The following is a 12,590-nucleotide window of genomic DNA, read 5'->3' as shown; positions in this document are numbered from 1 at the left end:
GCTGAACCGTTTCACTGAAGCGGTTAACTGATGCGGTTCAGTCGTCGTTCGCACTGCTCACCGCGTCGGCCGTCCCGTCATGGAAAGGAAAGGAGCGCACCGTGTCCCACGATGTCCTGCCCCGCACCCCCGGCTTCGCGGACCTGCCCGCCCGCACCCTCGGCAAGCGCGAGCTGCGCGCGCTCGTGGACGACCTCGCGGAGCGGCCGGAGCTGTGGCGGCAGCACGTCGCATTCCCGGGCGGCGGCCACCGGCACTACGCCTCCCTCTACCGGGACGAGCACGTGGACGTGTGGCTGCTGTGCTGGACGCCGGACGACGACACCGGCTGGCACGACCACGACGTGTCCTCGGGCGCGGTCCGCGTCGTCAGCGGCGCCATCGAGGAGAGCAACCCGAGGATCGGCGGCGCGCACGCCAGCACGGTCGTCGCCGAGGGCCGCTCGTTCTGCTTCGGCCCGGACCACATCCACCGGCTCACCGGGGTGGCCGACGCGAGCGTCTCCATCCACGCGTACTCGCCGCCGCTGTGGCGGATGGGCCAGTACTCCATCGACGATTCCGGCGTGATGCGCCGCCTGTCCGTCAGCTACTCCGACGAACTACGCCCCCAAGACACCCCCGCCTGACACCAGAACCCCCGGCCAGCCACCCGAGGCGCGGAGTACCCGACCGCCCGACCAGCGACCCGAGCCGTCACGCGAGCGCGCTATCTGACCGGCGGGGGCGAAGCCGAAGGCGAGCCCCGCCGGGAAGCTCGCGAAGCGAGGTCGCGCTCGCCCAAGCAAGGTCAGCGTGCGAGCCGCCAGGCGAGCACGCTGGGCCTGGCTTGCATAAATAACGCCTCCGGCGGGTCCGACCGGGGGAGACGGGCCCGCCGGAGGAGGGTGGCCGTCCGATGCCCGCTCACATCGGGCGGCCACCCACATGTCCCTCAGCGCGCCGCGGTCAGGAAACGTCACACCTCCGGCGCGGCCGTTTTCGGGGGTGCCGCGAGGCGGCGGTCGATCCAGCGGTCCGTCAGGGCGCAGACCGCGATGGCGACGGCGAAGCAGAGGGCGGCGGCGCGGAGGACGCCGGCTTCGTAATAGGTGTCGGTGACCAGGAGGACGGCGGCGGCGCCGGCCGCTCCCCCGGCGAGCAGCGCGGCGGCGATCTGGGCGGTCCAGAGCATCGTCCGGCGCGGTCCGGCGCCGGCGAGTCCTTCGCGGAGCGCGTGGACGGCACCTGCCGCGCAGATGAGCAGGCCGGCGATGCCCGCGATGAGCGGTGTTCCGAAGTTCACGCCGTAGCGGACGGCCAGTGCCGGGATGAAGAAGAGGGCGAGGGCCCAGCGCAGCCCGGTGCCGATGGAGGTCAGGGCGAGGCCCGGTTCGCCGTGCTGGGGCGTCCGGGCGGCCCACCAGCGGGCCGCGACGAGGATCACCGCCGTGACGAGGGCGCCCGGGAGGCGTCCGGCGAGATGTCCGAGGTTGTAGAGGAGGGCCGTGTCGTAGACGGTCAGGACCAGTTGGCCTAGCGCCCACACCGAGATGGCGAACAGGAGCATCTGCGGGAGCGACGAGATCGTGGGCGCGTCGGTGTCCTGCCGGGCGAGCCATTGGATGAGCAACGGCGTCACCAGGCCGGTGCATGCGCGGATGACGATGTCGTCCACCGTGTAGGGGGTGTGCAGGACCCACTCCACGACGCAGAAGGAGAACGTGTAGGAGAGGGACGCGGCCCACACCATCCATGACATGGCGACGCGCCTGTACAGGCCGCGGTCCAGCCACCGCCGCAGCGTCCACCCCTATGGCCATGACCGACAAACATAAGGCCGCCGGGGCCGGACGGTCAGCGGGTGGCGAGTTCCGGCTCCGCCTCGGGGGCGCGCGGGGCGGGCACGTCTTCGACAGGCGCGTCCGCTGCGGGCGGGTCCCCGGCCGGAGGCCGCTTCATGGCGCGCATCGGCTCCAGCGACGCCAGCAGCCGGGCCCGCATCCACGCCGCGCCGGGCCGTTCCACCAGGCGATGCACCGCGTAGGCGAGCGCCAGGGACGCCGCGATGACGGCGGCGAGCGCGGCCCACCGGTTCATCCCTGGGTACAGCGCGTCCAGCAGCGGCAGAGCGAGCTGCGAATGGACGAGGTAGAGCGGGTACGTCAGCGCCCCGAGGACGGTCAGGCCGCGCCACCGCACCCAGCCCAGCCGGCCCGTCGCGACGAGGATCATCACGAGGAAGATGCCGGTGACGGCGGCCGCGACGGGCAGGTGGGCGGAGCCCTTGAACGCGCCGTCCGCGCGCCAGCCGCCCCAGTGCAGCGCCAGCAGGTAGGACACCGCGACGTATCCCCACAGCAGCAGCGTCGGCCCGAACCGGTGGATCATGTACAGCGCCATCCCGGCGATGAAGTACGGGCTCCACGTCGGCACCAGCATGATCTGCAGGAACTTGCTTCCGGCCTCGTCGGCGAAGACGCCGCCGAACATCCACGCCGCCATGAAGACCAGGCACGACCGGTACGTGATGCCGATCCCGGCGAGGACCGCCACCAGGACGTAGAAGTGCATCTCCACCCAGAGCGTCCAGTAGACGGCGTCGACGTTCTGGATGCCGAGGCCGCCCTGGAGCATCGTCAGGTTCGGCACGACGAGCCCGGGGACGCCGTGCCCCTGCCGGAACACCGCGTACACGACGGCGCCGAGCAGCACGCTCGCCCAGTACGCCGGCATCAGCCGCACCAGGCGCGAGATGCCGAACTCGCCGGGCGAGCGGCCCCACGCGCTCATGAGGATCACGAAGCCGCTGATGACGAAGAACAGGTCGACGCCGAGGTAGCCGTACCGGGTGACCGCCCCCAGCGCGGGGAAGACGTCCCGCGCGCGCTCCGGCCACGGCCCCGCGCCGCCGAAGCCGGTGAAGTGGTACAGCACGACGGCGGTCGCCGCCAGGAAGCGGAGCAGGTCGAGTTCGCGGAGCCGCGGGCGTCGGGGGGTCACCGCGGAACCCTCTCGGGGACGGGTTGCGCGGCGCGGGACGCGGCGTGAGGACCCGGTGAACGGCGGGTGTAGCCGGGGATGGCCCGCCGCGCCGGACCGCCCCGGGATCACGCGGGAAGGAGGGGCGGGGGGTTTCGCGCGACGGGCGCGTGGGGCGGGAGGGGATCAGTAAGATACCGGTGCATTCTCACCCGACTATTGGTGGTCCTCCATGACATCTCGCCGCGCCCGACGCGGCGCGGCGACCCTACTGCTGTGCCTCGGCCTGCTCGGCCTGCCCCTGCTGGCCGGCTGCGGCGGCACCGGCGGGACCGGCCCGCGGACGGCCCGGGCGGACGGCCCGGCCGCGAAGAAGCCGGTCCCGCGGCCGTCGGTGGTGTTCTTCCTCGGCGACAGCTACACGGTCGGGGACCGCGGCGTCCAGCCGGAGACGACGTACGCGTCGGCGACCGGGCGGCTGCTGGGCTGGCAGGTCGTCGTGGCGGGACGGGCCGGCACCGGCTTCGTGAAGACGGTCGCCGGGCAGGCGTTCCTGCAGCTGTTCGAGAGCCAGCTCGGCTGGCGGCCCGCGCCCGACCTGCTGATCGTGTCGGGCGGGCACAACGACTGGCGGGTCCCGCCGCCGCGCGTCGCGGCGGCGGCGCGCGCGCTGCTCGAACGGGCGCGGCAGCGGTGGCCCGGCACGCATCTCGTGCTGATGGGGCCGCTGTGGGGCAACGACACGCCGCCGCCCAATGAGCTGGGCGTCCGCAACGCGCTCCGGAACCTCGCGACGCAGATGGCGGTCCCGTTCGTCGACCCGCTCGCGGAGCGGTGGATCACCGGGAACCGGCTGACCCGCCGGGGCAACGCGCCGCAGTACATCAAGCGGGACGGGACGCACCCGGACGAGGCGGGCCACCGCTACGTGGCGACCCGCCTCGCCGCCGACATCAAGCGCCTGGGCCTGGCCCACGCACTGCGCCGTCCGGCCTGACCTCGCCGGGTCAGGGGCGGGCGGGGCGGGCCAGGGTGAGGGAGAAGTCGCCGGCCTCGTCGGTCCAGAACTCGGCCGGTTCCATGCCGGCGGCCCCCAGTTCGGACGCGAGGCGCTCGCGGCGGAACTTCGCGGAGATCTCGGTGCGCATCTCCTCGCCCGCGGCGAAGTGGACGTCCAGGTCGAGGCCGCCGACGCGGACGTCCTGGTCGCGGGTGGAGCGGAGCCGCATCTCGATCCACTCGTCGGTGCCGTCCCAGACGGCGACGTGCTCGAACGCGTCCGGGTCGAAGTCGGCGTCCAGTTCCCGGTTGATCACCGACAGGACGTTCTTGTTGAACTCGGCGGTGACGCCGGCCGCGTCGTCGTAGGCGCGGACGAGGCGTCCGGGGTCCTTGACGAGGTCGGCGCCGAGCAGCAGGAAGTCGCCGTCGTCCATGGTGGCGCGCAGCCCGCCGAGGAAGCCGATGCGGGCGGCGGGCGGCATGTTGCCGATCGTCCCGCCGAGGAAGGCGACCAGCCGGCGCTCCCCGGCGGGCAGCAGGTGCAGGTGCTGCTCGTAGTCGGCGACGACGGTCCGGACGGTGAGGCCGGGATGGTCGGCGGCGATCCCGGCGGCGGCCTCCTCCAGGAAGTCGCCGCTGACGTCGACGGGGACGTAGGCGCGCAGCGTCCCGGCGAGCGCGCCGAGCAGCAGCCGGGTCTTCTCCCCCGACCCGGCGCCCAGTTCCAGCAGGGTGCGGGCACCGGTGATCGCGGCGATCTCGGGGGCGCGGGCGGTGAGGATCTCGCGCTCGCGGCGGGTCGGGTAGTACTCCTCCAGCTTGGTGATCTCCTCGAAGAGCGCGCTGCCGCGCTCGTCGTAGAACCACTTGGGCGGCAGGGTCTTCGGCGTGCCGGCGAGCCCCTCCCGGACGTCCTGTCGGAGCGTCTTGGCGAGGTCGTCGGCGGTCAGGAACCGGTCCACGTGGTCCTCCTACAGTGGGTCTATGCGAACACCGGACGCGGGTCCGGCGGTGACGAGCGAGCGGTCCGGGACGGGCCGCCAGCCGGGCCGGTCGTCCAGCGGTTCGGAGACGATCCGGATCGCGTCCGCGTCCTCGCGGACGAACAGGGAGTCGCCCCAGGTGGTGGCGGCGAGGGCCGTCCCGTCGGAGGCGAGCAGGTTGTAGCGGCCGCCGGTGAGGCCGGTGACGGCTGCGACGACGGCGGCGAGGCCCTCGCCCAGGGACGCGCCGTCGCGCCAGTGCCGGACGGCGATGGCGAACAGCGGCGCGGAGTCGAGCGGGGCGCGGGCGTCCGGCACCCCGGCGAGGTCGCCGGCGAGCTCGCGGAGCTTGGCCTCGACGCCGGCGAACCCCTCGACCTTGCCGTTGTGGCTGAACAGCCAGGTGCCCTCGCGGAACGGCTGCGCGCACGACTCGTCCACGGGGAACCCGACGGTCGCCGAGCGGATCGCCGCGACGGCGCAGGACGCGCGGACGGCGCCCGCGATCTCGCGGAACGACTGGTCGGTCCAGAGCGGCTGGGCCCGGCGGAACCGGACCGCGGCGCCGCCGGCGTACCAACCGGCGCCGTACCCGTCGGCGTTCAGCAGGTTCCCTTGCGTCATGCGCGGCGCGTACGCCTGGTGCTCAAGGGAGTACTCCCCCTCGTAGATGAGCGAGTGCAGGGTCCTCTCGGGACCGAGGTAACCGAGATGACGGCACACTCAGGACTCACCCGCCTGTGCCCTGTGGGGGGACGACCCCCCACGCCCCCCGGCAACGGCGGAACGCGCGCAGCGGAACCCGGAGAAGATCTGCCGCCGGATCGGGTAGTCCCAGTTGCGGAACGAGCCGCGTATGGCGAGCGGGTGCGTCGCCCATGAGCCGCCCCGCAAGACCTTGTAGTCAGGGCCGAAGAACACTTCGGAGTACTCCTTGTAGGGGAACGAGCGGAACCCCGGGTAGCCGTGGAAGTCCGACGACGTCCACTCCCACACGTCGCCGATGAGCTGCCGGACCCCGTAGGCCGACGCACCGGATGCGTAGGAACCGGCGTCGGACGGGCGCAGCAGCCGCTGGCCGAGGTTGGCGCGGCCCTCCTCGTACACGTCGCCCCAAGGGAACTTCCGGGACCGCTGTACGGCGGGGTCCCAGCGCGCGGCCTTCTCCCACTCCGCCTCCGTGGGGAGGCGCTTGCCGGCCCACCGCGCGTAGGCGTCCGCCTCGTACCAGCACACGTGCTGGACGGGTTCGCGCGGCGGAACGGGCTCGGTACGCCCGAACCGGCGCCGCAGCCACTGCCCTCCTTCCCTCGACCAGAACGCGGGGGCGCGCTTGCCGCTCGTGTTGCGCCACTCCCAGCCGGCGGACGTCCACCAGCGCGGGTCGTCGTAGCCGCCCGCCTCCATGAAGGCGAGGTAGGCGGCGTTGGTGACGGGCTCCACGTCGATGTAGTAGGCGGGCAGGTCGACCATGTGGCCCGGACGCTCGTTGTCGTACGCCCACGGTTCGTCCGACGTGCCCATCTCGAACGGGCCGGCCGGGATCAGCACCTCATCGGCCCCGGACGCGGCGGCGGGCTTCTGCAAGGCCTCCGCGACCGGGTCGAGCAGGGCGGGAGCACCCTTGCGGAGCTGGTGCGTCGCCAGCATCGTCTCGTCGTGCATGTGCTCGTGCTGGACGACCATCCCGTACACGAACCCGCCGGACGTCAGCGGGTCCGCCGTGTCGAACCGCACGGACGGCAGCGCGTCCAGCACCTTGGCGCGCACCGTGCCGATGTAGGCGCGCGCCTCGTCCGGCGGCAGCAGCGGCAGCGACGGCCGCTCGGCGCGCGGGTGCTCGAACGCGTCGTACAGGCCGTCGATCTCGGGGCGCATCGGGTCGGCGCCCGCGGCGGCCCGCAGCAGCCACAACTCCTCGTAGTTGCCGACGTGCGCCAGGTCCCAGACCAGCGGCGACATCAGCGGCGACACCTGCGAGGTGAGGTCGTCCCCGTCGAGGACGTCGGTGGTGAGGCCGAAGCTGCGGGCGCGCACGCCGCCGAGCTCCTCGGCGATCAGGTCCTTCAGCGCGTCCTCGTCGTGCTCGGCGATGGGGCCCGGGGAGCTCAGCGGGGCCATGTCGGGTCCTCCTCGGACGTCGTGGTGGGAGCATCGTGGGGCCGGTGGGCGTCGTGGGCGGAACCCGCGTGGGCGGAACCCGCGTGGGCGGAGCCGTTGCGGGCCGGTCCATCGTCGGCGGGGGTGCGCCCGCGCTCGACGTACCGGCGCGCGTACTCCTCCACCAGCGGGACGAGACCGTCCGCGCCCATCCGGGGCAGCGCGTCCAGCGCGGCCGTGAAGCAGGTGCGCGCGGCGGCGGCCAGCGCCGGGTCGGCGAGCCCGAAGCGGGCCGCCTCCGCCCACAGCCGCGCGACCGGTTCGGCGGCCTCCTCGGCGGCGCGGGACGCGGCCGGGTCGTCCAGCAGCGCGGCGGCGACCGCGACGGGCACCGGCCAGTACCGGGCCGGCAGCGCGTCGATCATCCGGAGTTCCAGCCAGCCGCGCGGCCGGACCGGCGGGAACAGCGTGGACAGGTGGTAGTCCAGGTCCTCCGGGCCCGGCTCGCCCTTGTCCAGCCATTCCTTGAAGGACATGCCGGGGTCGGACACCCACTCCCCCGACGCGGTCTTGACCAGCATGACCCGCGCGTCCAGCGCGTACCGCGTCCACGCCTCGGCGGGGTCGGCGTCGGCGCCGTCGCGCAGCACCGGCAGGGTGCGGCACGGGTCCAGCTCGGTCCAGATGGCCTGCCGGGACGAGCGCAGCCCGGTGCGGCGGCCCGCCTTCAGCGGCGAGTTGGCGAACGCGGCGATGAGCAGGGGCCCGAGCGCGTGCGTGAGCCGCCAGCGGCGGGCCGCGTCGGCGCGGTCGGCGCCGATGTCCAGGCAGACCTGGACGGACGCGGTCGAGCACATCATCGCGAGCCCGGCGTCGGCGAACCCGCCCGCGCTGAAGTAGTCGCGCATGCACCCGTAGCGGGGGTGCTCGGCCTGGAACCGCGGCAGCCGGACGGGGTCGACTCCGTGGCCGACGAGGTCCAGCCCGGCCGGGGCGAGCGCGTCCCGCACGTGCGCGATGTCCCCGGCGAGCGCCGAATGCAGTTCGGAAACGCCGTGGAACGGCGCGGAGCTCAGTTCCAGTTGCCCCCCGGGTTCGTAGGTGACGGCGCTTCCGCCGGGCGGCGGCCCCGCCTCGTCGACGAGCATCCGCACCCGCCGCGCGGGCACGTGGGCCGCCTTGTCGGCGGCGTCGACGACGAACCACTCGGTCTCGGCACCGACCGTCCCGGGTGGGCCGGTCTTGAAGCAGACGCCGTAAATGTGCTGGTAGACGCCGTCCTCGGTGAGCCGTGGCACGCGACCTCCCGAAAAAACTCGATAACGAGTTCGAATCCTTCCCTGCTGAACCGGATCAGGAATCCGCTAATTTTCGGGAACTTCCTTAAATCTGGGTGAACATGACCGTCTGCCGTCGAAGTGATTACTTTCCGTGCTATTCGACACGATGTTCACACCCTGGCTTCTCACCGGTTGACTCGAGGCGCTAGAGTCCCGCTACCGACCGGTATGCACGGTTTTGTGCCATCCGGTGCCAGCAGCGGAGACGACCGGGAGGTCACATGCGCGGCGACCTGGGCTCGCTCTACGACGCGCACGCCGCCCGCCTGTACGCCTACTGCTGGTCGCTCGTCGGCGACCAGCTCGCGGCGGCGGCGGTCGGGGACACCTTCGCCGCGGCGGTGCACCAGCCGCCGCGGGGCGACAGCGTGCTCTGGCTCTACTCCCTGTCCCGCACCGCCTGCGCCGAGCGCGGCGCCTTCGGCCCCATGCCCGGCGGCCTGCCGTTCGCCGACCCCGACCCGCTGGTGCGCGCCGCGGGCTCGCTGCGCGCCGACCACCGCGAGGTCCTGCTGCTGTGGGCCGGCGAGTGGCTGGAGACCCCCGACATCGCCCGCGTCCTCGGCCTCGCGCCCGACACCGTCGTCCAGCTGCTGAACGCCGCGCGGTCCCGGCTGGAGCGCGCCGTCCTCGACACGCTGATGCGCGGCTCCGCTGGGCCGCAGCTGGAGCTGATCGCCGCGTTCGAGAAGGGACGGCTACCGCAGCTGCTCGCCAAGCGCGCGCCCGCGCAGGCGCCCGGCTGGCTGCGCGACCAGGTCCTCGCCGCGTGCGAGGCGGAGGCCGACCGGCCGCTGCCGAGCGTCGCCGCCCCGAGCCCGCTCGTCGTCATCGGCGACGACGGCCGCAAGCCGCGGGAGCGGCGCGGCGTGTGGTCCAAGGGCCTCGGCGCCGTCGCGGGCGTCGCCGCGTCCGCGGCCGCCGTCATCGGCCTGCTGGCGTCCTGGCCCACCGCGAAGGGCGGCGGCGCCGCGTCCCTCGTCCCGACCGCGGGCAGCGGGCGCACCGACCCCGCGTCGGCGAAGACGACCAAGGTCACCGACAGCCCGCCGCCCGGCCTCACCGGCTCCGAGCGGGCGACCGGCGACAAGGCCGACCCGTCGAAGAACCCGGTGACCAGCGCGTTCGACGGGCAGCCGACGCCCGCCGGTGGCGCTCCGGGCCAGCGCACCGCGCCGGGCTCGCCGGCCACTCCGGGCACCCCGGCCGACTCGCCCGTCGGTTCGTCGCCGTCGAACGGCGACGAGCCCGGGAGCGGCACTCCGAGCAAGCCCGGCGACACGTCCCCGGCGACGCCGCCCGACTCCGGCACGCCGACCACTCCCCCGGACTCCGGCAGCCCCGACCCCACGACCCCGCCGGACGACGGCTCGACCGACCCCACGACGCCGCCGGACACCCCGTCCGACCCGCCCGCGACCGGTACGCCGGGCCCGAGCCCCACGTCCAACCCCGCGCCCGAGCCCGGCCAGAGCTGACCCGCACCTCAGGCGGGCGCTCGCGGCGTCAGGCTTCGGAGGGGGTTGGGCCGGGTTTGAGGGAGTCCTGAACCTCCTGCACCGCGTGCGCCGCCTTGGCCTCGGCGGCCTCGATGACGTCGGCGACGGGCGTGGCGCCCGCGACGCGGCGGCGCTCGCGCAGCAGCAGCACGCCGCCGACCAGCGCGCCGCTGAGCATGGCCACCAGGTGCCCGACGGCGGCGACCTCCAGCGAGAGCAGGCCGTCGAACAGGAACGGCAGGAGCGAGACCCAGGCGCCGAAGGCCAGCAGCCGGCGGATCCGGCCGCGCCCGTAGAGGATCGCGGCGACGAGCGCCGCGCACAGCACGTAGGACGGGCCGACGTCGGAGATCGTCCGGACGGAGTCCGACAGCAGGCCGGCCTCCAGCCGCACGAACGCGATGCCCTGGCTGATCAGCGTGCCGGCGACGTGCGAGACCGCGACGAGCACCACCGCGCGCGCGTTGCCGAACCGCCGCACGACGGGGAACAGCCCGAGCACCGCGACGACCAGCAGCGCGCCCTGCGACCCCTCGGCGACGAACGCCGAGGCGACCATCGTGCCGACCGGGTCGACCGCGAGGTTCGCCAGGTTGGTGCTGGTCCACGCGACGACGGCGCGCTGCGCCGCCGGCGGCAGCAGGACGGCCTGCACCAGCCACATGGCCGCGAACAGGCCCAGGAACGTCAGCGGCATCGGGTACCGCCTGATAAACCCGCCCATCATCCCGGTCATCCCGGCAAGCCTAGGTGCTCCAGCGAAGTCCGGGGCTCGATACCCCCGATACTCACAGGAAAACGACGGCTTCTCCACGGTGCCTCCCTGCCCACGGGTACGGCCGCCGCGGACGCGGGGTTCGAGGCCCGGCCGTCCGGTGCCGGGCCGTCGTATGGGGACGCGGTGCGCCGTCCCTGGGCGGCGAGTGGGACGGCGCACCGCGGGTCATGCGGGACGGGTCAGACGGCGGCCGCGGCGTCCACCGGCGTGTTGCCGCGGCGGACGAGCAGCGCGGCGAGCACCGCGACGACGGCGACCGCGCCGGCGACCGTCAGCGAGGTCTGGAAGCCGTCCATGAACGCCAGGTGGCTGCCGTCGGTGATGGCCTTGGCGGCGGGCCCTGGCGTCCCGGGCGGGACGGGCGCGACGCCCTGCGCGACGAGCCCGTCGGTCCCGGACAGCTGGTGCGCCGCCCCGGCGGGCACGCCCGACTCGGTGAGCCGGCCGAGCAGCACGTCGCCGACCTTCGTCGACAGCAGCACGCCCAGCACGGAGGTGCCGAGGACGCCGCCGACCTGCGACGCCGTCTGCTGCAGGCCGCCCGCGACGCCGGCGAGGTGCGCCGGGGCGTTCCCGACGATGGCCTCGGTGCCGGCGACGATCACCATGCCGAACGCCAGGCCGACGAGCACGAACCACGGCCAGAGCTGCACGTACGGGGCGTCCACCCCGATCCGCGACAGGCCGAACATGGCGGTCGCGGTGAACGCCATGCCGAGCACGAGCGGCAGCCGCGGCCCGAACCGGTTGGTGAGCGCGCCCGCGATCGGCGAGGCGACGATGAAGATGCCGGTCATCGGCAGCATCCGCACGCCCGCGTCCACCGGGCTCATCCCGTGTACCTGCTGCAGGTAGAGGGTGATGAAGAAGATCGTCCCGAACATCCCGAAGAAGCCGAGGACGATCAGCCCGGTCGCCGCCGACAGCGACACCGAGCGGAACAGCGACAGCGGCAGCAGCGGGTGCTCGGCGCGCAGCTCGTTCCACGCGAACGCGGCGAACAGCACGACGGACGCGGCGAACGACACCAGCGGGGTGGCGTGCCCGAACCCGTGCTCGCCGGCCTTGATCAGGCCCCAGACCAGCGCGAACAGCGCGCCGGTCAGCAGCGCGACGCCGGGCAGGTCGAACGAGCCGGACGCCTCCTCGTCCTTGGACTCGCGGATCACCCACAGGCCGACCAGCAGCGCGACGAGGCCGAGCGGGGCGTTCAGGAAGAACACCGACTCCCAGTTGACGTTCTCGACCAGCAGGCCGGCGACGATCGGGCCGCCCGCGATGGAGATGCCGACGGTGGAGCCCCAGATGCCGATGGCGGCGTTGAGCTTGTCGGCGGGGAAGGTGTTGCGCAGGATGGCGAGGCTCGCGGGCTGCAGGAGCGCCCCCGCGAAGCCCTGCACGACCCGCCAGAAGATCACCATGCCGAGCCCGCCGGACAGCCCGATGGCCAGCGACGCGACGCCGAAGCCGATCACGCCGGCGAGGAAGGTGCGCTTGCGGCCGAACCGGTCGGCGATCTTGCCGGCCGGGATCAGCGTGACGGCGAGGGCCAGCAGGTAGGCGTTGGTCACCCACTGCAGGCCGGACAGGGACGCGCCGAGGTCCTTGGCGATCGCCGGGTTGGCGATGGAGACGACGGTGGCGTCCAGGCCGACCATCATCACGCCGAGGGCGACGGCGACGAGGGTGAGCCAGGGATGCCCGTGGCCGCGGCGGGCGGGTCGCCCGCGCGCCTGGTCGCGCGGCCGGGACGGGCGGGACGCGCCGGGGTCGAGCACCTCGGCGCCTCGGGTCTGGGACATGGGCGGAGCCTCCGTAGCGACGTTGAGGATCCCAAACTGTCATGTGCTGACACTTGTCGTCAAATGCCTCGCGTCATAGAAGGACATGATTCAGATCACGACAACAGTCGCCCGCCGTCACTTGG

General features: G+C 73.5%; 11 protein-coding genes. 3 read left to right on the top strand and 8 right to left on the bottom strand.

All coding sequences use genetic code 11. The features are described 5' to 3' along the window. The first annotated feature begins 101 nt into the window (after nucleotides 1-101). Nucleotides 102-629, top strand: coding sequence for a cysteine dioxygenase (locus tag F9B16_RS12135; protein ID WP_151540124.1), 528 nt, complete (start codon nucleotides 102-104; stop codon nucleotides 627-629). Nucleotides 630-958: 329 nt separating this feature from the next. On the opposite strand, the gene F9B16_RS12130 is transcribed toward F9B16_RS12135, so the two are convergent. Both F9B16_RS12130 and F9B16_RS12125 read right to left on the bottom strand, forming a co-directional pair. Further along, on the bottom strand, nucleotides 959-1,741 hold the full coding sequence (locus F9B16_RS12130; protein ID WP_151540123.1) for a hypothetical protein: 783 nt from the start codon (nucleotides 1,739-1,741) through the stop codon (nucleotides 959-961). Nucleotides 1,742-1,836: 95 nt separating this feature from the next. Then, a complete protein-coding gene (locus tag F9B16_RS12125; protein WP_192808743.1) occupies nucleotides 1,837-2,982 on the bottom strand; it encodes an acyltransferase family protein in 1,146 nt (381 codons plus the stop codon). Nucleotides 2,983-3,193: 211 nt separating this feature from the next. Here F9B16_RS12125 and F9B16_RS12120 point away from each other — a divergent pair, with 211 nt between their 5' ends. Continuing rightward, nucleotides 3,194-3,958 carry an SGNH/GDSL hydrolase family protein gene (locus F9B16_RS12120; RefSeq protein WP_151540121.1) on the top strand — a complete coding sequence of 255 codons (765 nt, stop codon included), beginning with the start codon at nucleotides 3,194-3,196 and terminating at the stop codon, nucleotides 3,956-3,958. A 10-nt stretch (nucleotides 3,959-3,968) separates the two neighbouring features. On the opposite strand, the gene egtD is transcribed toward F9B16_RS12120, so the two are convergent. From egtD to egtA, 4 genes are read right to left on the bottom strand one after another with little or no spacing between them, the layout of a single operon-like run. Continuing rightward, on the bottom strand, nucleotides 3,969-4,925 hold the full coding sequence (gene egtD / locus F9B16_RS12115) for an L-histidine N(alpha)-methyltransferase (RefSeq protein WP_151540120.1): 957 nt from the start codon (nucleotides 4,923-4,925) through the stop codon (nucleotides 3,969-3,971). 9 nt (nucleotides 4,926-4,934) lie between these two features. Continuing rightward, a complete protein-coding gene (gene egtC / locus F9B16_RS12110) occupies nucleotides 4,935-5,669 on the bottom strand; it encodes an ergothioneine biosynthesis protein EgtC (RefSeq protein ID WP_151540119.1) in 735 nt (244 codons plus the stop codon). Then, nucleotides 5,670-7,067 (bottom strand): ergothioneine biosynthesis protein EgtB, encoded by a 1,398-nt coding sequence (egtB, locus tag F9B16_RS12105; protein WP_151540118.1) that lies wholly within the window; start codon nucleotides 7,065-7,067, stop codon nucleotides 5,670-5,672. Beyond that, nucleotides 7,055-8,344 (bottom strand): ergothioneine biosynthesis glutamate--cysteine ligase EgtA, encoded by a 1,290-nt coding sequence (gene egtA / locus F9B16_RS12100; protein ID WP_151540117.1) that lies wholly within the window; start codon nucleotides 8,342-8,344, stop codon nucleotides 7,055-7,057. The genes egtB and egtA overlap by 13 nt, the downstream gene beginning before the upstream one ends. A 263-nt stretch (nucleotides 8,345-8,607) precedes the next feature. Between egtA and F9B16_RS12095 the strand changes: the two genes are divergently transcribed. Next, on the top strand, nucleotides 8,608-9,864 hold the full coding sequence (locus tag F9B16_RS12095; protein ID WP_151540116.1) for a hypothetical protein: 1,257 nt from the start codon (nucleotides 8,608-8,610) through the stop codon (nucleotides 9,862-9,864). Between the two features lie 28 nt (nucleotides 9,865-9,892). On the opposite strand, the gene F9B16_RS12090 is transcribed toward F9B16_RS12095, so the two are convergent. Together F9B16_RS12090 and F9B16_RS12085 are read right to left on the bottom strand one after the other, a co-directional pair. Next, a complete protein-coding gene (locus F9B16_RS12090; RefSeq protein ID WP_151540115.1) occupies nucleotides 9,893-10,621 on the bottom strand; it encodes a rhomboid-like protein in 729 nt (242 codons plus the stop codon). Nucleotides 10,622-10,842: 221 nt separating this feature from the next. Further along, complete coding sequence (locus F9B16_RS12085) at nucleotides 10,843-12,465, bottom strand: MFS transporter (RefSeq protein WP_151540114.1); 1,623 nt, start codon at nucleotides 12,463-12,465, stop codon at nucleotides 10,843-10,845. Between the last annotated feature and the right edge of the window lie 125 nt (nucleotides 12,466-12,590).

It is taken from the genome of Actinomadura montaniterrae (genome assembly GCF_008923365.1).
Classification (GTDB): Bacteria; Actinomycetota; Actinomycetes; order Streptosporangiales; family Streptosporangiaceae; genus Spirillospora; species Spirillospora montaniterrae.
Note: the sequence above shows the minus strand (reverse complement) of the source record. Positions and strands in the feature narration are given on the sequence as shown.

What these genes read in the sequence shown, in the direction of transcription:
- F9B16_RS12130 (WP_151540123.1), bottom strand. Translation starts at nt 1,741, where the DNA reads ATGTCATGGATGGTGTGGGCCGCGTCCCTCTCCTACACGTTCTCCTTC.
- F9B16_RS12120 (WP_151540121.1), top strand. Translation starts at nt 3,194, where the DNA reads ATGACATCTCGCCGCGCCCGACGCGGCGCGGCGACCCTACTGCTGTGC.
- egtB (WP_151540118.1), bottom strand. Translation starts at nt 7,067, where the DNA reads ATGGCCCCGCTGAGCTCCCCGGGCCCCATCGCCGAGCACGACGAGGAC.
- F9B16_RS12095 (WP_151540116.1), top strand. Translation starts at nt 8,608, where the DNA reads ATGCGCGGCGACCTGGGCTCGCTCTACGACGCGCACGCCGCCCGCCTG.
- F9B16_RS12090 (WP_151540115.1), bottom strand. Translation starts at nt 10,621, where the DNA reads ATGACCGGGATGATGGGCGGGTTTATCAGGCGGTACCCGATGCCGCTG.
- F9B16_RS12085 (WP_151540114.1), bottom strand. Translation starts at nt 12,465, where the DNA reads ATGTCCCAGACCCGAGGCGCCGAGGTGCTCGACCCCGGCGCGTCCCGC.